At 46.9% G+C, this 21,309-nt stretch carries 21 protein-coding genes; 12 read left to right on the top strand and 9 right to left on the bottom strand.

The features are described from left to right. Positions 1–21 precede the first annotated feature (21 nt). From IQ263_RS17715 to IQ263_RS17705, 3 genes are all read left to right on the top strand, one after another. Positions 22–405 carry a NirD/YgiW/YdeI family stress tolerance protein gene (locus IQ263_RS17715; RefSeq protein WP_194068810.1) on the top strand — a complete coding sequence of 128 codons (384 nt, stop codon included), beginning with the start codon at positions 22–24 and terminating at the stop codon, positions 403–405. 274 nt (positions 406–679) lie between these two features. Beyond that, positions 680–2,002, top strand: a complete 1,323-nt coding sequence (locus tag IQ263_RS17710) for a CO2 hydration protein (RefSeq protein WP_194068808.1) — start codon at positions 680–682, stop codon at positions 2,000–2,002. A gap of 275 nt (positions 2,003–2,277) precedes the next feature. Further along, positions 2,278–2,484, top strand: coding sequence for a hypothetical protein (locus IQ263_RS17705; RefSeq protein WP_194068807.1), 207 nt, complete (start codon positions 2,278–2,280; stop codon positions 2,482–2,484). 202 nt (positions 2,485–2,686) lie between these two features. Here IQ263_RS17705 and IQ263_RS17700 read toward each other — a convergent pair whose 3' ends face one another. After that, a complete protein-coding gene (locus IQ263_RS17700; protein WP_194068805.1) occupies positions 2,687–2,848 on the bottom strand; it encodes a type II toxin-antitoxin system HicB family antitoxin in 162 nt (53 codons plus the stop codon). 309 nt (positions 2,849–3,157) lie between these two features. Continuing rightward, a complete protein-coding gene (locus tag IQ263_RS17690) occupies positions 3,158–3,628 on the bottom strand; it encodes a hypothetical protein (RefSeq protein ID WP_194068803.1) in 471 nt (156 codons plus the stop codon). A 167-nt stretch (positions 3,629–3,795) separates the two neighbouring features. Here IQ263_RS17690 and IQ263_RS17685 point away from each other — a divergent pair, with 167 nt between their 5' ends. The 5 genes from IQ263_RS17685 to IQ263_RS17665 all read left to right on the top strand — a co-directional run bounded on the left by IQ263_RS17685 (position 3,796) and on the right by IQ263_RS17665 (position 5,213). Continuing rightward, a complete protein-coding gene (locus IQ263_RS17685; RefSeq protein WP_006631306.1) occupies positions 3,796–4,008 on the top strand; it encodes a helix-turn-helix domain-containing protein in 213 nt (70 codons plus the stop codon). A gap of 61 nt (positions 4,009–4,069) precedes the next feature. Continuing rightward, positions 4,070–4,288 (top strand): helix-turn-helix domain-containing protein, encoded by a 219-nt coding sequence (locus tag IQ263_RS17680; protein WP_194010317.1) that lies wholly within the window; start codon positions 4,070–4,072, stop codon positions 4,286–4,288. 77 nt (positions 4,289–4,365) lie between these two features. Further along, positions 4,366–4,578 (top strand): helix-turn-helix domain-containing protein, encoded by a 213-nt coding sequence (locus tag IQ263_RS17675; RefSeq protein ID WP_193974409.1) that lies wholly within the window; start codon positions 4,366–4,368, stop codon positions 4,576–4,578. A gap of 85 nt (positions 4,579–4,663) precedes the next feature. Next, a complete protein-coding gene (locus tag IQ263_RS17670; protein ID WP_006631308.1) occupies positions 4,664–4,876 on the top strand; it encodes a helix-turn-helix domain-containing protein in 213 nt (70 codons plus the stop codon). A 142-nt stretch (positions 4,877–5,018) separates the two neighbouring features. Beyond that, on the top strand, positions 5,019–5,213 hold the full coding sequence (locus IQ263_RS17665) for a hypothetical protein (protein WP_194068801.1): 195 nt from the start codon (positions 5,019–5,021) through the stop codon (positions 5,211–5,213). A 79-nt stretch (positions 5,214–5,292) separates the two neighbouring features. On the opposite strand, the gene IQ263_RS17660 is transcribed toward IQ263_RS17665, so the two are convergent. The 3 genes from IQ263_RS17660 to psaA form a co-directional block, all read right to left on the bottom strand. Continuing rightward, on the bottom strand, positions 5,293–6,216 hold the full coding sequence (locus IQ263_RS17660; protein WP_194068799.1) for a hypothetical protein: 924 nt from the start codon (positions 6,214–6,216) through the stop codon (positions 5,293–5,295). Positions 6,217–6,491: 275 nt separating this feature from the next. Continuing rightward, positions 6,492–8,717 carry a photosystem I core protein PsaB gene (psaB, locus tag IQ263_RS17655; protein WP_194068797.1) on the bottom strand — a complete coding sequence of 742 codons (2,226 nt, stop codon included), beginning with the start codon at positions 8,715–8,717 and terminating at the stop codon, positions 6,492–6,494. Between the two features lie 108 nt (positions 8,718–8,825). Continuing rightward, a complete protein-coding gene (psaA, locus tag IQ263_RS17650; protein ID WP_194010323.1) occupies positions 8,826–11,120 on the bottom strand; it encodes a photosystem I core protein PsaA in 2,295 nt (764 codons plus the stop codon). Positions 11,121–11,762: 642 nt separating this feature from the next. Between psaA and IQ263_RS17640 the strand changes: the two genes are divergently transcribed. The 3 genes from IQ263_RS17640 (at position 11,763) to IQ263_RS17630 (ending at position 15,865) form a co-directional block, all read left to right on the top strand. Next, positions 11,763–13,373, top strand: coding sequence for a hypothetical protein (locus tag IQ263_RS17640; RefSeq protein WP_194068793.1), 1,611 nt, complete (start codon positions 11,763–11,765; stop codon positions 13,371–13,373). Between the two features lie 80 nt (positions 13,374–13,453). Next, positions 13,454–14,422, top strand: a complete 969-nt coding sequence (gene arsM / locus IQ263_RS17635; RefSeq protein ID WP_194068791.1) for an arsenosugar biosynthesis arsenite methyltransferase ArsM — start codon at positions 13,454–13,456, stop codon at positions 14,420–14,422. A gap of 282 nt (positions 14,423–14,704) precedes the next feature. After that, positions 14,705–15,865, top strand: a complete 1,161-nt coding sequence (locus IQ263_RS17630; RefSeq protein ID WP_333196352.1) for a DNA cytosine methyltransferase — start codon at positions 14,705–14,707, stop codon at positions 15,863–15,865. 300 nt (positions 15,866–16,165) lie between these two features. Here IQ263_RS17630 and IQ263_RS28670 read toward each other — a convergent pair whose 3' ends face one another. Further along, positions 16,166–16,576, bottom strand: coding sequence for a hypothetical protein (locus IQ263_RS28670; RefSeq protein ID WP_228050142.1), 411 nt, complete (start codon positions 16,574–16,576; stop codon positions 16,166–16,168). Then, complete coding sequence (locus IQ263_RS17620; RefSeq protein ID WP_194068789.1) at positions 16,554–16,805, bottom strand: helix-turn-helix domain-containing protein; 252 nt, start codon at positions 16,803–16,805, stop codon at positions 16,554–16,556. The genes IQ263_RS28670 and IQ263_RS17620 overlap by 23 nt, the downstream gene beginning before the upstream one ends. A gap of 215 nt (positions 16,806–17,020) precedes the next feature. Between IQ263_RS17620 and IQ263_RS17615 the strand changes: the two genes are divergently transcribed. After that, positions 17,021–18,661 carry a thioredoxin-like domain-containing protein gene (locus IQ263_RS17615; protein WP_194068787.1) on the top strand — a complete coding sequence of 547 codons (1,641 nt, stop codon included), beginning with the start codon at positions 17,021–17,023 and terminating at the stop codon, positions 18,659–18,661. Between the two features lie 132 nt (positions 18,662–18,793). On the opposite strand, the gene IQ263_RS17610 is transcribed toward IQ263_RS17615, so the two are convergent. Both IQ263_RS17610 and IQ263_RS17605 read right to left on the bottom strand, forming a co-directional pair. Continuing rightward, a complete protein-coding gene (locus IQ263_RS17610; protein ID WP_194068785.1) occupies positions 18,794–19,597 on the bottom strand; it encodes a circadian clock KaiB family protein in 804 nt (267 codons plus the stop codon). A gap of 479 nt (positions 19,598–20,076) precedes the next feature. Further along, positions 20,077–21,309, bottom strand: a 1,233-nt coding sequence (locus IQ263_RS17605; protein WP_228050141.1) for a type IV pilus twitching motility protein PilT, incomplete at its 5' end; no start/stop codon positions are given.

Here is a 21,309-nt window from a genome sequence, read left to right as displayed (position 1 = left end):
ATTACGAGGAAATGAAAACTCATGAAACAGAAAATACTTTTTAGTTTGTTCGCAGTTACAACCACTCTTTCACTAGCAGCAAATTCTGCTTTGGCACAAGCTCAAACCCGAATCAGGGAGTTGTCAGAAGTAAGAGCAGGAATTACGATATCTGGCAAAGTAGTCGGTTTTGGAGAATCTGATGAAAATGAGTGGATTCTAGACGACGGCAGCGGTACAATTGTAGTCGATGCCGGCCCCCGCTCGTGGCGCAATATTAATGTATCAAAAGGCGAAACAATAACAGTTGTGGGCGAGATGGATGACGGCGAGTTTGATGCTTTTTCTGTTACTTTATCGAACGGCTCAGTTATCAACATCCGCTCTCCCCAAGGCCCGCCGCCTTGGTCTGGAAAGAAAAGATAAAGGCAAAAATCCTAGCTATCTGTCCGCATAGCTGAGAATTGCTCAAAAGTAGATGGCCGGTAACTAGGACAATTCCTATATTTCCAGACGCACCAACACGGCTATAAACCGGGTTTTAACTGGTTCCCAGGCAGAGCCTGGGAACCGAAATCCAGAGGCTCTGCCTCGCTTTTGAGCGGGCAAATTGGAGGCAGAGCCTCCGGTTCTGCATTACCAGGTAGAGCCTGGGAACGAGTAGAAAGATTTAAAATTTGATTCAAACTAAGGAAAAAAAATGGTACAAACTCCTACAAAACCAGCAACTAAACTCCCTCCTTCCAAGCACGAATTTGCAGATGTAATCCACAGGCTGGAAGCCGGCGGCGCGATGATTCCCGATACGCCGGAAAATCTGATGCAAATTATCGCGATTTGGAAAGCCTACGCGGTGCCGATGGACTTCTACTGGCGGGATTTGCTTTACATCGCCGAACGGGTATTTTTACACCCACTTCCCTTCTTTAAATACTTCTTACCCCAGGAGTATTTAGACTTGCAAAATCACTATGCAGGTGACGGTGCAGATTTGCGGATTTGGCGGGGGACTGGTAGCGCCCATCCAGAACTTTTGGAGTTCATGGAAAAAGGGGAAATTGGTAAAAAGCCAAGACTGTTTCACCATTTGTGGCACGATCGCATTAACATGGAATTTGCCGAAGAGGTCATGAGGTCGATGCTTTGGCACCGGGGAATGTACGTTCCCGTCAATCAGTTTGACCCTTATCTCGACACCGACGAATACAAAGCTAATGCCGATCGCGCCATTAAAGCTTACTTCAAAAAAGACCCCTTCATGCTGGCGCTGCACAAAGCATTCCCCGAAATGTTTTTAGAACAGTGCCGCCAGATGTCTTATTACAGCAATCTCGGTTTGTTTTGGGAAGTAATGGCCCCGGTGTTTTTTGAAGTTTCCGACTTGTACGACGAAGGCAAAGTTACCACAGTCCCGCAGGCGATGGATTTCATCACAAATGGCATATTTGCGATCGCCGGTCGTCCGATTTACCACCACGTTGTCATCGACGGGGAAACCTACGAAATAATCCCGAAATCTAAAGGTTTCACTTGGCTGTATGAAGCGGCGCTACCTTATGTAGAAGCTATATTTTACCGCACTTCGCCGTTCCGGGGAACCAAATCGTACAACGCGCAAGCCAGGGAAGTTCCCGACGATCAAAAAGACTTCCACTACGGAGTTTTGTATGCAGATAAATTCCCAGTAGGTACTGCCGGAATTCCGCCGACTTTACTAGCACAAGATATGCTGCACTTCCTGCCGCCTTATTTGATGGATTTCTACAAACAGCGGTGTCGCGGCGAAGATGATATTCTCAATCAAATTGGCGTAACGTTCCAGCGATCGATGTACTGCGTTACTTCGGGAGTGATTCAAGCTTTGCGAACGGCGCTGTTGTATCCTTTGGATGACCCGAATCCGAAACATTTGAAGGCAAATCGGGCGTTTTTCGAGTCTCAGATCGATCGCTTCTGCCGCCCGGAATACGGCATGAAATACGCAGCGAAGTTGAAGAACATTCAGACTTCAGATTACAAATAGTCATTGGTCATTAGTCATTAGTCATTAGTTATTAGTAAACTTTTTGCAAAAATCGCAAACAATCTTGAAATCCATCTTCGTTAATCTGCGTTTTCCATCCCTCGCAGATTTATGCAAGAGGTCTAAAGAAGAATAATAACTAATGACTAATAACTAATTACTAACAACCAACAAACAACCAACCAACAACCAATAACCAACAACCAACAACCAATAACCAATAACCAATAACCAATAACCAATAACCAATAACCAATAACCAATAACCAATAACCGTGAACAGCAAAGACGTAGCTAAATATATCGAAGCAACAGACGGAATTTCCAAACCTTGGCTGTTAGTGCAATTGCGACTGAAAAAATTGCAAGAAAGGCGATCGGAAATTTCTGCTGAAGAATATATGACAGAACTTGCCGATATCCAGCAGGATTTAATGAATCTAGGGGAATGGTGGGTAGGAATAGAGGATGAAGTGTTTTAAAAGTTAAATCGCGATCGGTAAAATCAGCAATTAATCAATAGTCTAATTCCATCATCTAGTTGTCTCAGTTTAATAGACAAAGAGAACAGGCGATTCACGAAGAAGGATAGCTGCGATTCACAAACTTTTCGGCTTTGGATGATACTCAGGCGATTTGAAGAATGCTAGGTTCCGGGATGGGTTCACCTTCTTCCTGCCAAGCTTATAGATACATTTCGAGCACTTCTTCGCCATGTCGGATGGCTGCTTCGCGGGTTTTGCCGTGGGTACAGGACATGATAACGCGATCGGCAAATTCTGGAATCGTCACTAGGAAAAGTTGATCTTCGTCAGACCATTGGAGGCTCATACTGTATCGATTCATGAATCTTTTTGCTTTAACTCGTCGAGTTCCGCTAACAATATTGCCAATTGTTTCTCTCTCATAGCGTGGCACATCATCTCCGTCTTTGCGGGGAATTGTTAAGGTTTTGCAAATCAAAGGATCCAGCCATCTCTCATGGCTACCTTTTCCGCGTTTTGCCAAATAAAGCCTTCGCGGGTAATCTGAGCTTTTAACTCGCGAATTTTTCTAGGCATGGTGATTGTCCATTTTCTACCTCCATTGTATCCATTAGCCATTTATTTGAATTGTGCCTGTGCCCATTCTCACAGTTGCTCGTGCGATCGCACTTTAAAATTTTTCCATTAAATTTTTTTCTTGGGCGTAAACATCTCGTAACTGTTGCAGCCCGGCCCCTGAAATCACCGATTTAACATTAGCTACCAAGAGCCCCCACTCCAGCAATCTGTCAACTGAAACAGCTTTTTTAAACTTGTGCGTGTAGAATTTAGTCCAAAATGCCGGTGCTAGCTTGCTTTTCCAGCGTTTGTACCATCTGCCAAAATCTTGAAGGGCGATCGGCTTTACTTCTAGAATTGGGGGAAAATCGGCGTAGCTGACAAACCGGCTGATGCTTTTACCGTGCACGTAAACCATGTAGCGGCAGCATTCGATGCGGTAAATGTCGTCTACTGCGATATCGAACAGCAGTGCGACTGTTTCTTCGGTGACGAATCGCGCCAGCGGATGCAGGATGGGAGATTTATGAATTATCTTTGATTCTGCGATCGTCGATGATTTTCTCGAAGTATCTGATATCATAGTAAGTGCCTATTCTGATTGTAGATAAATCTATTGATGGTAGGTCAGACAGCTAGTAACTGTCTATTTAAGTTTTCAAAACGATCGCCTTTTAGTTTTCGAGGCCAGAGGGCGATCGCTTTTTCAGATAAAATTATTGTAAGGTGTCATGACACCCATTGTCAAGCATGGGTTTAGTTAGAATTAAAGTCAGAGAACTAGCCGCCGAGAAAGGTTGGACATTCAAAGAAGTTTCAGAACGTTCTGGGGTGGTGTACAACACTGTCAAGCACTATGCCCGCTGTCCCGGGCTGACAACGGTTGACTTTACCTTACTGCTGAAATTAGCTCGAACTTTTGATGTGATGATTGAGGATTTGGTTGAGGTTTTGGAGGAATAGCCGATCGCTTTTTCAGATACATAATATTAAACGACAGCATATTGTCATTTGTCAAGTAAGTATGAGTAAAGGCTTAGTTAGGTTGCGGATTCGGGAGTTTGCAGAGCAGAATGGATGGACGCTTAAGGAAGTTTCCGATCGATCGGGCATTGGTTACAGCACCATCAGAAACTATGCCCAATGTCAAGGCATGACAACCGTTAATTTCGCCTACTTACATAGGTTGGCTCGCATTTTCGATATTATGATTGAGGATTTGGTAGAGATTTTGGAGGAATAGCCGATCAACCTTGAGCATCCTCGGTCAAAATAATCTATATTTATAAAATAACTACGCAATTGCATCAACTCTCAAGCATGGGTTTAGTCAGGCTAAAAATTCGGGAACTAGCGGCGGAGAAGGGCTGGACGCTTAAGGAAGTATCCGATCGCTCTGGGGTAATTTATAGCACCGTCAGAAGCTATGCTCGTCGTCCTGAAATGGCAATGGTAGACTTTACTTGCCTGCGGAGGTTAGCTCGAACTTTTGATGTGATGATTGAGGATTTGGTTGAGGTTTTGGAAGAATAGCCGATCGACCTTGAGCATTCGAGATTGGGGCGATCGCTTTTTCAGATATAATTATTTTAAAACGCAACTGCATTATTTGTCAAGCATGGGTTTAGTCAGAGTTAAAGTGCGAGAGCTAGCGGCCGAGAGGGGCTGGACATTTAAGGAGGTGGCTGAGCGATCGGGCGTGATCTACAGCACCATAACCAGCTATGCTCGTCGTTCAGAAATATCAATGGTTGACTTTACCGCCCTGTACAAGTTAGCGCGGGCATTTGATGTGATGATTGAGGACTTGGTGGAGATTATTGAGGAATAAGCCGATCGCCCTTTCCACCCTTCGGGTATCAACCGTTGTATTTCGTCTTGTCAAGACGCGCTTAAGCACTTTGCATCGCAGCTAAAAGCTCAGGTTAAAGGTGCTTTGATTGAGTCAAAGTTGTTAATCTCCCGTTAGTTTTGTGACTAGAGCCAGTACCGCCATTGGAGTCAGCCCAATTATCAAGGATCTTGTGCAGAAAAAGGCGCTAGCAACCCGACTAACGCTGAAGGAAATCATTTATGTTGGGATGCTGGCGATCGACGAGTTGGAGGAAAAGCGCCTGCAAGAATTGGCTGACAAGGTGCATCAGATGCAGGTGAATGGGGAGATTTGAGGGGTCGAGGGCGATCAGGCTTTTGGTGAAAAGAGGGGAATGCGATTCAGTCCGCTCCTACAGAATAGTTGTGTCGCTGTCAAGGATTGTAGTCCATTAAGCTCAAATATTTCAAGCCAATCCAATCACGGCGTGCGGTACAGCCAAACTTGTATCCGCATACTACATCCCAGAAGCAAAACATATATTGTTTTTGGTCTTGCAGGTATTCATCCACTAACTGATTAGTAGGTTCCTCCTCAGAAAAGTCAAGATAATTTATATTGAAATAGTAAATGTCATCATCCAAAAACTTGCCTACCTTCAGAGCTTTTTCAATTGCTGTAGCTTCCTCAGAAGCTGCTGTACAAAAAATCTGATGATGGTGGCTGTATTCGTTGTAGTAACCAGTCACTTTAATAGGTTGAAATTTTGCAAGAATTTTACGAATTCGATCGTGTAAATCTCGCGTTACAAAGTTTGGTGAGTCACAGCAAGTTAGTGACGCGAAGGCTGGATGATACGAATTAGAGTATCGATTCCAAACGGCATCGGGAACGGTAGGAGCAAGACAAATCCAGTCAGAATCAGGAGTTTGACCCACAATTATATAAATCTTAAATTCGCCCGCCCCCCGACGAGCGTTGAGGCTACCTTCAATACTCCTCAAAGCGTAAACTTTAAGACTCTGCAAACTATTTCTCAGGAAGTATGCTAAAGCATTGTAATACTTGAAATGCTGTGATTGTAAATATGGATTCCAGGATTTATCTTTACGTTTTCGTCGAGGTGGTGCGTATTCATAACCCGGATATTCCTTGGGGTCAATGGGCAATCCACGTCGCTCGATGAGTTTCCATGCTGTAATGGCTCGATCTATATCTGCAAGCTGAACAAAGCTTTCTGAGACTAACAGATTCCAGGCATTCAGGCTTCCTCTACGCTCTGTATCCCACCAAAATGGGTTCAAACTTTTCTGATAGTGTTTGAACTTGTTGATAAGTTGCTCTGTCTCTGGGTGCATATCACTATATAAATTTGAAAATTATACATTAAATGCTATTAAACATAGGAAATACGATCGCACTCTTATTCCTGCTTGAGAGACTCAGCCAACCGCTTCGCATTCTCCCGCCGGTGAACATTAATCGGACTGCATTTTCCTGATTCCTGAAATCCACTACATCCGTTACATCCGTGGAGCGAATCCGTTGCCGAACTTCCTTCTGCTATACCAAAAAAATCCCCCGCCAGAAGGCAGGGGATTTCATTTAATTACCTAGAAACCAGAGTTCAGAGTTACCCGAATTTCCCGGCCGTCGAGGCAATTACAAAGGCTGCGTAAGTGAAGACGTTGCCCACAGTAAAGTGAACTAAGCCAACCAAACGACCTTGGATAATCGACAAAGCCACAGGCTTGTCTTTCCAGCGAACCAAGTTAGCCAAAGGAGTGCGCTCGTGAGCCCAAACCAAAGTCTCGATCAGCTCTTGCCAGTAACCTCTCCAAGAGATCAGGAACATGAAACCAGTTGCCCAAACCAGGTGTCCGAATAAGAATATCCAGGCCCAGATAGACAGGTTGTTAGTACCATACGGGTTGTAACCGTTGATCAACTGAGAAGAATACAGCCAGAGGTAATCGCGGAACCAGCCCATCAGATAGGTAGAAGACTCATTGAACTGAGCCACATTTCCTTCCCAGATGCCTAGGTGCTTCCAGTGCCAGTAGAACGTTACCCAAGCTAGGGTGTTCAGCATCCAGAAGACAGACAGGTACATGGCGTCCCAAGCAGAGACATCGCAGGTACCGCCACGGCCGGGGCCGTCGCAAGGGAAAGCATAACCGAAGTCTTTTTTGTCCGGCATCAGCTTAGAACCGCGTGCATCCAGAGCGCCCTTGACCAAAATCAAGGTGGTGGTGTGCAAGCCAAGGGCGATCGCGTGGTGAACCAAGAAATCGCCAGGTCCGATCGCCAAGAAGAGAGAGTTAGTGCTGCTGTTAATTCCGTCCAACCAGCCTGGGAGCCACACGTTAGCGTAGTTCGGCCAAGCGGTAGAAGCAATACTGTCAGGGTTAGACAACAGTACGTCCATGCCGTACAGAGCCTTTCCGTGAGCAGCTTGAATGAACTGTGCGAACACTGGTTCAATCAAGATTTGTTTTTCGGGAGTTCCGAAAGCGACTACAACGTCGTTGTGAACGTACAGGCCGAGAGTGTGGAAGCCCAAGAACAGCGAGACCCAGCTCAAGTGAGAGATAATCGCTTCTTTGTGCTGCAACACGCGATCTAGCACGTTACCTTTATTTGCTTCAGGATCGTAGTCCCGCACCAAGAAGATAGCTCCGTGGGCGAAAGCGCCGACCATGATGAAACCAGCAATGTACTGGTGGTGGGTGTACAACGCAGCCATTGTCGTGTGATCCTGCGCCATGAAAGCGTAGGGAGGCATCGCGTACATATGCTGTGCTACCAGGGAGGTGATCACGCCTAAAGCAGCGAGGTGCCAACCCAATTGGAAGTGCAGCGAGTTGTTGTAGGTCTCGTAAATGCCTTGGTGAGGCATATTGAACGGGCCTTCAACTTTTTTGCCAAAGAAATCTTTGGCGTCACACATTTCTTTGATGCTGTGACCGATACCGAAGTTAGTCCGGTACATATGACCGGCAACGATAAACAGAACTGCGATCGCCAAGTGGTGATGAGCAATGTCTGTCAACCACAGAGATTCTGTCTGAGGATGGAAGCCACCCAAGAAAGTCAGAATTGCTGTTCCTGCGCCTTCGGCAGTACCGAAGACATGGCTCGCTGCATCTGGGTTTTCGGCGTATACGCCCCAGTTACCCGTGAAGAACGGAGCCAAACCTGCTGGGTGAGGCGGAGTTGACAAGAAGTTGTCCCAACCTACGTGCTGTCCGCGAGATTCGGGGATAGCAACGTGAACCATGTGACCCGTCCAAGCCAAAGAGCTGACACCGAACAAACCAGCCAAGTGGTGGTTGAGGCGAGATTCAGCATTCTTGAACCAAGACAAGCTCGGGCGGTACTTGGGCTGGAGGTGCAACCAACCTGCGAACAGCATGACAGAAGCCAGCAGTAGCAAGAAGATAGCTCCTTGATACAGGTCGCCGTTAGTCCGAACCCCTTGGGTGTACCACCAGTGGTATACGCCGGAGTAAGAGATGTCAACAGGGTTAGAAGCGCCAGCTTGAGTGAAAGCTTCTACTGCTGGAGCACCGAATTGAGGGTCCCAAATCGCGTGAGCGATCGGGCGGACATTTAGGGGGTCTTTAATCCACTGTTCAAAGTTACCTTGCCATGCTACGTGGAACAGGCTGCCCGAAGTCCACAAGAAAATGATTGCTAGGTGGCCGAAGTGAGAAGCAAAAATCTTTTGGTAAAGATTTTCTTCGGTCATGCCATCGTGGCTTTCAAAATCGTGCGCTGTGGCAATCCCGTACCAGATCCGCCGTGTGGTCGGGTCTTGGGCAAGGTCTTGGCTAAATTTTGGAAATTTCGTTGCCATAAGCCTTGATTAATCCTGAATCCTGAACGTTGAAGAGGTTCGGTTCCGAGGTTTGGATTCTGGGTTTGAGATTGCTCCCAAATCCTGAATCCAAAACCTAAAGGTAGTTTACCCTACCGAGATGATTCGCGCTAGGAAGAATGCCCAAGTAGTGACAATTCCTCCCAGGAGGTAGTGAGCTACACCCACTGCCCGACCCTGAATAATGCTCAGAGCGCGAGGCTGAATCGACGGAGACACTTTGAGTTTGTTATGAGCCCAAACAATGGACTCAATCAGTTCTTGCCAGTAGCCGCGGCCGCTGAACAGGAACATCAAGCTGAAAGCGAATACGAAGTGTCCGGCTAGGAACATCAGACCGTAGGCCGACAGTGCCGAACCGTAGGACTGAATTACCTGAGAAGCTTGCGCCCACAGGAAGTCCCGCAGCCAGCCGTTAATCGTGATCGCACTTTGTGCGAAGTTGCCGCCGGTGATGTGAGAAATTGTGCCGTCTGGCGATACTGTTCCCCACACGTCCGACTGCATTTTCCAGCTAAAGTGGAAAATCACGATCGAGATGCAGTTGTACATCCAGAACAAGCCGAGGAAAACGTGATCCCAACCGGATACTTGGCAGGTGCCGCCACGGCCGGGGCCGTCGCAAGGGAACCGGAAGCCCAAGTTACCTTTGTCAGGAACCAAGCGTGAACTGCGTGCAAACAACACGCCCTTCAAAAGAATCAGGACTGTAACGTGAATTGTGAAAGCGTGGATGTGGTGGATTAAGAAGTCCGCCGTACCCAATTCGATCGGCATCATCGCTATTTTGCCACCGACTACTACTGCACCGCCGCCAAAAGCGTGGCTGACGATTTCCGTAGCATTAGGCGCTGTTGTTCCCGGAGCCAAAGCGTGGATGTTTTGCACCCACTGGGCAAATATCGGACGCAACTGAATCCCGGTATCCGAGAACAAATCTTGAGGACGACCGAAAGCCCGCATTGTATCGTTGTGAACGTACAAACCGAAGCTGTGGAAGCCTAAGAATATGCAAACCCAGTTGAGGTGAGAGATAATTGCATCTCTATGGCGGATTACACGATCGAGCAAGTTATTAACGTGCTGAGTCGGATTGTAATCTCGCACCATGAAAATTGCTGCGTGAGCCGCTGCTCCAACAATCAGGAATCCGCCAATCCACATGTGGTGGGTGAACAGGGATAGCTGAGTCGGGTAGTCGGTTGCGATGTACGGATACGGAGGCATCGCGTACATGTGGTGAGCCACGATGATGCTCAAAGAGCCCATCCAGGCCAAGTTCCACGACAGTTGGCAGTGCCAAGACTGTGTGAAAATTTCGTACATTCCCTTGTGGCCTTCGCCAGTGAAGGGGCCTTTGTGAGCTTCCAGAACTTCTTTGAAACTGTGGCCAATGCCCCAGTTCGTGCGATAGAAGTGTCCGGCGACGATGAACAGCACTGCCAAAGCTAAGTGATGGTGCGCTGTATCTGTCAGCCACAAACCGCCTGTAGTAGGGTTCAGACCGCCTTTGAAGGTCAGGAAGTCTGCGTATGCGCCCCAGTTGAGGGTGAAGAAGGGGGTTAAACCTTTTGCGAAACTCGGGTAGATGTCAGCCATCAAGCCCGGTGTCAAAATCCACTCATGCGGCAGGGGGATATCAGCAACTGTTTTAATCAGCTTGCCGCCCACTGTCAGGGGTGCGCCTGCATCTATCGCGTCCATGCAAGCATTTATCGGCAGAGCAACGTGAATTTGTTGTCCTGCAAAGCCCAAGCATCCGCAGCCTAGCAAACCTGCCAAGTGGTGGTTCATCATCGATTCTACGTTCTGAAACCATTCCAGTTTCGGAGCGCGGACGTGATAGTGGAACCAACCGGCAAATAGCATCAAAGCTGCCATTACCAAAGCGCCGATCGCAGTGCAATATAGCTGGTATGAGTTAGTGATGCCATTAGCGCGCCACAGTTGAAACAGACCAGAGGTGATCTGAATTCCGTGAAAGCCGCCGCCTACATCTGCATTTAAAATTTCTTGACCAAAAATCGGCCAAACCACTTGAGCGCTGGGCTTAATGGCTGTTGGATCTGTCAGCCAAGCTTCGTAGTTGGAGAATTTAGCGCCGTGGAAATATGCGCCGCTTAACCATACGAAAATTACTGCCAAGTGGCCGAAGTGAGCGCTAAAGATTTTGCGCGAAACGTCTTCTAAATCACTTGTATGACTGTCGAAGTCGTGAGCGTTAGCGTGGAGGTTCCAAATCCAAGTGGTGGTTTTTGGCCCCTTAGCTAGAGTGCGATCGAAATGTCCCGGTTTAGACCACTTCTCGAAAGAAGTTGGAACGGGATCTTTATCGACTACTACCCTAACTTTTACCTCTCGCTCTGGAGGACTAATGGTCATGAAGACTCTCCTCTCGGTAAGACAAGGAACGAGAACTGAATACTGTATCTGACATTTCCCACGCTTAATTAGGTGGGGTATTCTCGGTTTACCGATACTGCTTGCACTTCACTCTTTGTAGAGTTAGATGCAGGTGTACCGTTTCCCCAAGCGTTTTGCTTCTCTAAAGAAGCCAGTTCCCCAGTGTCCCTAACAATATATCTGGGTACTGCCAACTCTTCTCGTTATCTGAAGCAACCGATCGCATCCTTAATATCAGGTTTGATGCGGCTGCTCCTTTTGAGGGAGTTTTATGAATTATAAGCTTGCTACAGGACTATTCATCGCTTGTTAACAATACTTAAAAAACCTTCTATTCTTGATGGAATTAGCCCTTTATTTTTCACATAGCCTTGCAAAAGTCAAGGGGTATTGCAATTAAATTTACAAAACTCAAAGATAAGATAATTGAGGAATACTCAGTTTATAGAGAGATTTTTGGGAAAACGGCTGCGAGATTTATTCGCGAGCTCGGATTAGTCGCCCGCATAGCCCCAACCCAAGGAAGAGAGCTCTCAGGAATTCTCGATCCGCAATTCCCCAATACAACATTCAGTTTTGGGCTATAGTTCCCTATGAGAAGGCTTCTAGGAGTATGGTTGCGTGATTGGCATCAATTGGCACAGAACGGTTGCGGGCAGGCTGGTGGCATTGTTCGCAGCAGCAGTATTAATTTTCGGTTTAGCAAGTTGTGGGGCGCGCGAGTCCGAATTCCCCGCATCAGGGAACAAGAGCGGCTCAGCTACCGCCCCAGCAAACAAAATCTCAGAGGTTTCTCCCCCAGAAGCCATTCAACAACTGCGTCAGGCGCTAGAAATATATCAGCCTCAAATTAGTATTTTGAATCCCAAACCTGACGAAGTGCTTCAGGATATAAATGTGTCCGTTCAGTTCCAAGTAAAGAACTTACCCCTTTTCAAAGACGCAAACTTGGGTTTGGGGCCCCACCTGCAAGTTTTATTAGACAACCAACCTTATGCAGCAGTTTACGACATCAACCAGCCTTTAACACTCTCAGACTTAGAACCCGGAACCCATACCCTGCGGGTGTTCGCGGCTCGCCCCTGGGAAGAAAGCTTTAAAAACGAAGGTGCTTACGCCCAAACCACCTTCCACATTTTTACTAAAACACAGAACAATAATCCCGATCGAACATTGCCTCTATTAACGTACAACAGCCCCCAAGGCAGCTACGGGGCAGAACCCATCATGCTCGACTTTTACCTGACAAATGCTCCCCTGCACCAAGTGGCGCAACAAAATTCCCAAGATGAAATACTCGATTGGAAAATTCGAGCCACAGTTAACGGCCAAAGCTTTGCGATCGACCAATGGCAACCTATATATCTTAAAGGATTCAAGCCAGGGAAAAACTGGGTACAGCTAGAATTGATCGACGAGGCGGGAAATAGCGTCAAAAACGCCTTTAACAACACAGCCAAACTGGTAAATTACCAACCCCAAGGGCAAGACACCCTTTCCAAATTAGTGCGGGGTTCCCTAACGGTAGCAGATGCTCGCGGCATAGTCGATCGCACCTACCAAGCCCCCACACCCAAACCAACCCCAACCCCAGAACCAACACCCCCACCAACAGTAGAAAAAATACCAGCAGCCGAACCCGAAACAGCAGTTCCAGAAACCCCAGTAACCCAACCTAACTTAGATAGAACAATTGCTCCCGAAGTTGCACCCGTTCAAATAACAGAACCCGCACCCACAGCCACCCCGCAACTCCAAGCACCGAAAATTGTGGAACCAGTTCAAGAAATAGAACCACAACCCACAACAACACCAGAATTAGAAGCACCGAAAATTGTGGAACCAGTTCAAGAAATAGAACCACAACCCACAGCAACCCCACAACTACAAACCCCCAAACTTGTAGAACCAATTAAAACAATAGAACCGATACCAACAGCACCCCCAACACAAAAACAGGAAGATGGAGGATACTACAATCGGTTCCGCAACTTTTTGCATCAAGTTACCGAACCCGATACCTTTTCAAATTCTCCAACTCTGCCAGAAATAACCGAAAAAGCTCCAATACCAAAAATAGTCGCTCCTGCAGTACCAGAAACATCTCCCAATCTGATAGCGCCAGCGCCCCCAGTTGGCGCTCCCGAAAACCCCCAATCAGCCCCAGAACAAACAGTTGTTGAACCAGAAAACCCGCCCAAATCCGAACAAAAAGTCAAATTTGAAACCTAAATATTTCTGAATTAATCAGCGTTCATCCGCGTAAATCCGCCTGCATCAGCCGTAAAAAACAAAAACCAGAAAAATCAAAAATGACCTATCTCGAAACTGCGGCCCAATTCTATAGCGACGTAGCCGAAACCCCCCTAATCGGACTTTGCTGCGTCCAAAGCAGCCCCTTGCAACTGCCAGGATTAAACATCCCCCAACAAATGCAAGAAATGAACTACGGCTGCGGCACAACAGTTCACGCCGCCGAACTTGTCGGTAATCCCATCGTGCTTTATGTGGGAGTCGGCGGCGGCTTAGAAGCACTGCAATTTGCTTATTTTTCTCGACAACAAGGAGCAGTGATTGCCGTTGACCCGGTTGCAACAATGCGAGAGGCGGCTGCACGCAACTTGCAAAAGGCAGCCCAAGAAAATGATTGGTTTGATGCGAGTTTTGTAGAAATTCGCGAAGGCGATGCTTTTGCGTTGCCGGTGCCGGATGCCTCTGTCGATGTTGTCGCACAAAATTGCTTGTTTAATATCTTTGAACCGGCGGATTTAGCTAAGGCATTAAAAGAGACCTATCGAGTGTTGAAGCCAGGGGGTAGGTTGTTAATGAGCGATCCGATCGCAACTCGCCCCATTCCGCAACATTTGAAGGAAGACCAACGCTTGCGGGCCTTGTGTTTGTCGGGGGCTCTGACCTACGCAGAATACGTTCAACACCTTGTAGGTGTAGGCTTTGGGCAAGTGGAAGTCCGGGCGCGCCGTCCTTACCGGTTGCTCGACAAACACAATTACAAATTGGATGCGGATTTGCTGTTAGAAAGCCTCGATACAGTGTCTTTTAAAGTGGACATCCCCCCGGATGGCGCTTGTATTTTCACTGGCAAGACGGCGATTTACGCGGGGTCTGATGAGATATTTGATGACGGTGCGGGTCACATTTTGCAGCGGGGAGTTCCGGCGGCGGTGTGCGATAAAACGGCTGGGAAGTTGGGGGGATTGATGCCGGATAAGGTGTTGATTACTGATTCGACTTGGCACTATAACGGCGGCGGTTGCTGTTAGAAAAAAGGGCTAAACCGCAGCTACACAAAGTTTCATCCGCCTGCGCGGACCGAGCGCGCCCATTGAAAAAAGTCTTGTTACATACAAGAGTGTTGGGTTTTGTTGCTCAATCTAATCTACTATTGCTGTTCTTCTGAACCAGTGCAGCGGGTTTTGTCTGTGTGCCCGTAAAATCTGCAATTTACAATCACCCGGTATCTTTGCCAATCGTCGGGTATACAGCGGTTTTCAACCTCTTTGAAGAACTTGGTTGACGATATCCACCTAATACTATAGTATTCGATAATTACACACAAGATTATTGACTTATTTTCTGGTGCGGGTGGCTTGACGGCAGGATTCCACCAGGCAGGTTTTGAATCTTTATGTGCGATCGACCTTGATGCAAAAGCCCTAAAGACCTATAAGCACAATTACCCAAACACCAAAATTATTCATCAGGATATACGCGAGCTCAATCCTTTGGATTTGCGATTATGTTTGGGTTTGCAGAGAGAGGAACTAACAGAGTTGATAGGCGGCCCCCCATGCCAAGGATTTTCAAGAAATATTCCTGCTGACTATCGCTACCTCAGCGACTCTCGCAATCAGTTATATCGGACATTTTTAGAATTCGTACAGGAATTTAGACCCCTTTACGTTGTTATGGAGAACGTACCTGAAATATTGAAAGCTTATGGTGGTGTAGTTAAGAATGAAATTACACAGCAACTTGAGTCGCAAGGTTATAAAGTCACTTATGGATCGCTAAACTCCGCGCATTATGGAGTGCCGCAGACCAGATCGAGGGCTTTTTTCCTGGCTAGTTTAGATAAACCACTTCAATTCCCTGAACCTACACACGCTGGCGAGATTAGAAGCGATTACAGAGCTACGAAATCTTGTTACCAACTCAGTCTCCTAAAATCAAATATTTCTTCAGTCGTCACAGTTAGAGATGCGATTGGAGATTTGCCGTCATTGAACGCAGGAGAGGAATATAATGCTGAAGTTTATCCTTTTCGATCCCAAACTGCGTACCAAGCAATGATACGTAATGGAAGTACGAAACTTTTCAATCACGTTGCTCGTGCTTTGAGTCCCATTCAAATGTCAAGAGTGCGTCTTCTTAGTGAAGGGCAAGATGCTAGAGACTTGCCACCTGAATTAGCTCCTAAAAAGCACTATAGCGGTGCCTATGGAAGACTTTACTGGGATAAACCAGCAAGAACTATCACCAGATGGGTTTTCCATCCAGGATCGGGCAGGTTTTTTCATCCAACCCAAAATCGGACAATTACGATTCGTGAAGCTGCAAGATTGCACTCTTACCCAGATAACTTTCACTTTTTGGGAACATACACTGATATGGCTTCTCAAATCGGAGAATCAGTACCCCCACTTTTAGGTAAAGCAATAGCTGCATCTATTCTCCAAGTTCACTGTCAAAAGACTGTGTGCTGAGTTGATCTTGCAAAGTTGAGAGAATAGTGTGCACATATCGATCGAGTGTAATACGAGTTCGCTTAACCCGATGTGAACTGCCTCTGGAGGAATGGTTCTAGCTCTGAAAAGTTGCTTTTGATTTTTGTACCAAACTAACTCTAGCTTACCTGCAATATTGCCTTGTAGCCCTGCTCCCGATCTTCCAGTAACTCTATCAACTGTCCAAGCCCAAGAAAAAGCCTTTGGGTCAAGTGGATCAAGAGGGAATTCACAGTAAATATATTCATATCCTCTAATGGTTTTCAGCAGTATGCCGACCTAGCTATTGGTAATGCTCTGTGCTGCCTGACTCGATCTAATTTTCTCGTTCCAATGCTGAACAATAGCTGCTCCCAGTTCAGCAGGTGAGGATTGTTCGGTCAAACCAGGAAAACCAAGTTTGGCAGCCTTTTTGATAACATCTGCTCTCTGAATTACAAACAAAAATGTATTTACAACCGCAAGACTATTCAATTGAAGAGACTTGAGTGACCAACCAGTTGCCGTCGTGGAGTCAACAGCATCATAGAGAAGTTTGCTGCGTCCTAATGCTGGATCTGATAAAGGGATATCCTTGACATAATGAAAAATTGCTTCCCAAGTATAATCCTCTATCGAGCCGATAACTGGAGATGCAATGGTAGCAATAATCGCTTGCCTCAATCTTTCAATCTCGTTTTCCGTCAGCATTCAAGAGTTTCTCTACAGCTTGTAAAAATTCACCCATTGTTATGTCCAGAGCATTTGTAATGTGACTGAGAACTCTAACAGACGGACTTTTTAGCCCTCGCTCGAGCTGGCTGATATAGGTTCTGTGCAAACCTGTGACTTCTGCCAGATATTCTTGTGACCAACGTTTCTCTATGCGACGACGTTGTATTTCTAGTCCTAAAATTTGGTCTAGTTTGCTAGGCTGCATAAAAAAGATAGTAAAACTTTGAATACAAAAGTTCTACAGACTAAAGTATTCAAGGGTGTAATACGATCGCCCCATCCCCCTCCCCTGGTGGCACAGGCGTCTCGCCTGTACCCTCAAGCGGTTCCCGGACTCAACCTCGCTTTTCCCCCATCCGGTGAAACTTCCCGCTAAATTAAAGAAGGTAAAAAATTATTCAGACCCTACCAGGAGATGCCATGCCTCGCGTCAGAGCACCAGAATTCCCCGTAAAGTACCCGTGGCTTAACACCGAGAAACCTTTATCCATTGAATCCTTAAAAGGGCGTGTCGTCCTCCTCGACTTCTGGACGTACTGCTGCATCAACTGCTTGCACGTCCTCCCAGACTTAAAATACCTCGAACAAAAATATAAAGATTCCCTCACAGTTATCGGCGTGCACTCGGCTAAATTTGAAAACGAAAAAGAAGTAGAAAATATCCGCCAAGCTATTCTCCGCTACGATATTGAACATCCGGTAATTGTAGACAGCGGCATGAAAGTTTGGCAAAGCTACGCCGTTCGCTCTTGGCCGACTTTAATGGTGATAGATCCGGAAAGTTATGTCGTCGGCTTTGTTTCCGGCGAGGGCAATAGAGAAGCACTTGACCAGCTAGTTGGCAAGTTAATTGCTCAATATAAGGATAAAAATGCGATCGCCTTTAAAGAACTTCGTTTTAGCTTAGAAAAACAGCGCAAACCTCTGTCAACCCCGCTGGCTTTTCCCGGTAAAGTGCTGGCATTTGCCATTACTTCAATGGAAGCAAAACAGCTTCACCAACATGAGGCGCTTTTGGGCGAAATGACTGAGGACAATCAATCTGTAGATGAAACTGTATTGCCGGGGCCTGCGAACTCAGTTCAACAAAGCTTGGTTGGTTCTTGCTTGTTTGTTGCAGATTCTGGACACAATCGAATTGTTGTTAGCTCTACTGAAGGTGAAGTGCTGCACGTCATAGGTACGGGGAAAGCGGGTTTAACTGATGGCAAGTTTGAAGAAGCTGAGTTTTCTGCCCCTCAAGGTATGGCTTTTGATGCAGAAAGTCAAATTCTTTATGTTGCTGATACGGAAAATCACGCTCTCAGAAAGATTGATTTTACAACTGAGCGGGTGGAAACTGTTGCTGGTACTGGCGAACAAAGTCACGAAATTGCACCCCGCAGCGGCAAGGGTTTAGAAACGAAATTGAATTCGCCTTGGGATTTAGAAAGGGTTGGCGATCGACTTTTTATCGCTATGGCGGGCTCGCATCAAATTTGGGAAATGCAGTTAGATACTGGTACGATCGCCACTTATGCAGGTACGGGCCGGGAATCTTGTGTTGACGGAAATCTGGCAGAATCTGCTTTTTCTCAGCCCAGTGGCTTGGCTACGGATCGATCGGAGTTGTTTGTTGCTGACAGCGAAATTAGTTCGATTCGCGCCCTCGGTGTAGATGAAGACCCGAAGGTGCGTACTGTCTGCGGTAGCGGTGAACTGTTTGGTTTTGGGGATAAAGATGGCCGCGGTGAAGATGTGAGATTGCAGCACTGTTTGGGTGTGGAATACAGTCAAAATTATCTGTGGGTTGCTGATACTTACAATCACAAAATTAAGCGGATCGACCACCGCAGCGGTACTTGCATAACGATGATTGGAGATGGTACTGCAGGTTTGGCTGACGGTACTGGTCTCAAGGCTCGGTTTTCTGAACCTTCAGGCTTGAGCGCGATCGGGTCTCATTTGTTTGTTGCTGATACAAACAATCATGTCATTCGGCGAGTTGAGTTGGATACGCTGGAAGTCACAACTTTAGATTTAGGGGGTTTGTGCGCGCCGGATGTTTGTCTTCCTGATTGAGCCTATCCACTTTGCGAGCATCTGTGCGGAGAGTCAATCCGACGAAAATGGCAGCGATAGCACTTGGATTTTTCACAGCGAATACTCCTGAAAAACCGAGTGCGATCGCCAGTATTCAATAATCGCTAAAATCTAAAATTCTGAATTGCTCAGCAACCGCACTATTTTTTCGGCATCGTTCAATTCGCCGACAATTCGTCGCACCGGTTTTGGCCAAATTTTAATCAAAGTAGGTGTTGCTGAAATCTGATCTGCCTCAGCTTGTTCGGGATGTTTTAAAACATCAATTACTTTTAAAGTGTAGGGAAGATTGAGGGATTGTTCTAACAATTGATGTAATGTTTCGAGGGTGCGTTCGGTGCTCTGGTTGATGCCGGAAACAAACAGTCGCAAAACGTATCCTAGAGTTGGTGGCGGTGGAGTGATGGCTGCGGGTTGGGGAAGCGCCACCTGCAGAGATTGTCCAAAGCGCGAGGGAGGTACGATCGGGAAACTGCCAAAGTCCGATCGACTGATGGTGAGGGGATACTGTACAACTAAGTCGTGATTTTCCCAGAGTTCGGGGAATTGTTTGTGATAAGTGGCGATTGCCATCGGTTCGCACATTTCGTCGCTGCGGGCCTCCCAAACCAAGTCCCCAGTGCCAAAAATGGCGTTCAGCAGCGTTTGATGTCGCAGCACCGGCGGGTATGCCTCGGCGACAACCCGCAACTCTCGATCGCTCCGATCGCCCCAACAGTCAACGGTGGCCGTGTAGCAAGGTATCAAAAAATGCGGCGGTTCCGACAAACCGAGTATTTGCTGTAAAGCTACGCACAACTGCAAGTGCCACTGATTTTGCTTGCGGGGGTCTATGCAATAGATTAAGTCTCCCCCCGGTGTAAACAGCGCAATGCCTTTGAAAAATTCCGGCAAACTCGGGCGATCGACTTTCATAAAAATAATACGGGATGCGGGAAACTCAGAGACTTCAGTCCTGAGAGGGAAGCGGCGCGAGGGACTTCAGTCCCCGTGTTCTTGAAAATGTGGTACAATTTGAATTGTGAGTAAGAACAAAAACATCTACGTGTTGAAACATCCTAGTATCGGAGAAATCCCTGCAACTTAGTACGCCTATTGAGAGGTAACACAAAAAGAGCTAATAATGGCAGGATGTTGAGCGTACCGCGTCTTGGCTTAGTGATGGATTCTGAAAGCATTAAAAATAAAAGTAGCTAGTAACCTAAGCTTGACTTAGGATGACTAAGTAGACGGTGTTTGACGGCCGTAACGAGATTAGATTTAGGTAATACACTTGGTCTAATTCTGTCAGTAGAATCTCAGCGGCTTCAGCCCTGAGAGTGTCAATGAAGTACACACATAAAAGTTAACTTTTAACAGTTAACAGTTAACTGTTAAAAGTTAACACTCGAATTTTAGACTCGACCTCGGAGCATCTGAGCCATTTCGTTCGGGGCCGGCGAGTTTTCTACACAAAGCTCTTCAGTAATCCGGCCTTCTTGATAAAGACCGTAGAGCGACTTATTCATCGTCGTCATGCCTTCATAAGTATCTTTGATCATGATTTGATTAATTTCCTCATTCTGCCCCTTCAGAATGTATTCCTTAACCACGTCGGTATTGATCAGAACGTCGTGGAAAGCTGCCCGCTTACCATCTGTGGTTTTGCACAGCAGTTGAGCAATAATCGCCACTAGGGATTCGGAAATTGACACCCGTATGGCCTCTTGTTCTTCCGCCGCGAACATATCCAGAATCCGGTTCAGGGTTTTAATCGCACTGTTGGTGTGCAGGGTTCCTGCAACTAAGTGACCGGTTTGAGAGGCTTTGAGGGCGATTTCCACCGTCTCTCTGTCCCGAATTTCTCCGACTAGCAGCATATCCGGGTCTTGTCGCAGAGCGCCTTTGAGAGCATTCATAAACTTGAGGGTGTGCCGGCCGACTTCGCGGTGCTTGATCAAGGATTTTTTGCTTTCGTGTACAAATTCTACCGGGTCTTCGATCGTAATGATGTTGTAGGCTTTATTCTTGTTGATGTAGTCGATCATGGCGGCCAAGGTGGTAGACTTGCCCGAACCTGTCGGGCCCGTCACCAAAATCAGTCCTTTGTGGTAGCCGCATATTTTCTTAAAGACATCTGGCAGCTTCAATTCCTCCATTGTCATGATTTTGGCAGGAATTAGCCGCAGCACCATCGCCGGGCCTGCCAAGGAGTCCATGCAACTGATCCGGATGCGGACAAAGCCGAAGTCGAAAGCGCCGTCAAAGTCTAGGGTTTTTTGGAAAATTTCTATTTCTTCATCGCTCATGCACTCGCGCAGCCAGCCAAAAAACGTATCTAAATCTGTCTGTGGATAGCCGATGTCGGCAATTTCGCCCCTGGTACGGAAGCGAGGGAATTCGTTTACTCCGAGGTGAAGGTCGGATACTCCTTCTTCTTTGGCTCGGATTACTAGCTCTTTCAAACTCGGAGTTCCGCCGCTGCTAGAGTTCGGGTTTTTAGGTGTGGCTGAAGATTGAGGCGCTGGTGCGGGCGCTGGTGCGGCTGCTGGTGCGGCTGCTGGTGCGGCTGCTGGCGGTGCTGGTGGGGGGGGCATTCCTGCGGCTCTGGGAATGCCTGGGACTGGAGGGCGGGGCAGCCCTGGAGG

The sequence above is a fragment of the Tychonema sp. LEGE 06208 genome, from assembly GCF_015207505.1.
Classification (GTDB): Bacteria; Cyanobacteriota; Cyanobacteriia; order Cyanobacteriales; family Microcoleaceae; genus Microcoleus.
Note: the sequence above shows the minus strand (reverse complement) of the source record. Positions and strands in the feature narration are given on the sequence as shown.

Bases quoted from the DNA above. Each gene is read 5' to 3' on its own strand.
- IQ263_RS17660 (WP_194068799.1), bottom strand. From the start codon at position 6,216: ATGCACCCAGAGACAGAGCAACTTATCAACAAGTTCAAACACTATCAG.
- IQ263_RS17615 (WP_194068787.1), top strand. From the start codon at position 17,021: ATGCCTCGCGTCAGAGCACCAGAATTCCCCGTAAAGTACCCGTGGCTT.
- IQ263_RS17680 (WP_194010317.1), top strand. From the start codon at position 4,070: ATGAGTAAAGGCTTAGTTAGGTTGCGGATTCGGGAGTTTGCAGAGCAG.
- IQ263_RS17620 (WP_194068789.1), bottom strand. From the start codon at position 16,805: ATGCAGCCTAGCAAACTAGACCAAATTTTAGGACTAGAAATACAACGT.
- IQ263_RS17710 (WP_194068808.1), top strand. From the start codon at position 680: ATGGTACAAACTCCTACAAAACCAGCAACTAAACTCCCTCCTTCCAAG.
- psaB (WP_194068797.1), bottom strand. From the start codon at position 8,717: ATGGCAACGAAATTTCCAAAATTTAGCCAAGACCTTGCCCAAGACCCG.
- arsM (WP_194068791.1), top strand. From the start codon at position 13,454: ATGACCTATCTCGAAACTGCGGCCCAATTCTATAGCGACGTAGCCGAA.
- IQ263_RS28670 (WP_228050142.1), bottom strand. From the start codon at position 16,576: ATGCTGACGGAAAACGAGATTGAAAGATTGAGGCAAGCGATTATTGCT.
- IQ263_RS17610 (WP_194068785.1), bottom strand. From the start codon at position 19,597: ATGAAAGTCGATCGCCCGAGTTTGCCGGAATTTTTCAAAGGCATTGCG.
- IQ263_RS17675 (WP_193974409.1), top strand. From the start codon at position 4,366: ATGGGTTTAGTCAGGCTAAAAATTCGGGAACTAGCGGCGGAGAAGGGC.
- IQ263_RS17670 (WP_006631308.1), top strand. From the start codon at position 4,664: ATGGGTTTAGTCAGAGTTAAAGTGCGAGAGCTAGCGGCCGAGAGGGGC.
- IQ263_RS17700 (WP_194068805.1), bottom strand. From the start codon at position 2,848: ATGAATCGATACAGTATGAGCCTCCAATGGTCTGACGAAGATCAACTT.
- IQ263_RS17690 (WP_194068803.1), bottom strand. From the start codon at position 3,628: ATGATATCAGATACTTCGAGAAAATCATCGACGATCGCAGAATCAAAG.
- psaA (WP_194010323.1), bottom strand. From the start codon at position 11,120: ATGACCATTAGTCCTCCAGAGCGAGAGGTAAAAGTTAGGGTAGTAGTC.
- IQ263_RS17685 (WP_006631306.1), top strand. From the start codon at position 3,796: ATGGGTTTAGTTAGAATTAAAGTCAGAGAACTAGCCGCCGAGAAAGGT.
- IQ263_RS17715 (WP_194068810.1), top strand. From the start codon at position 22: ATGAAACAGAAAATACTTTTTAGTTTGTTCGCAGTTACAACCACTCTT.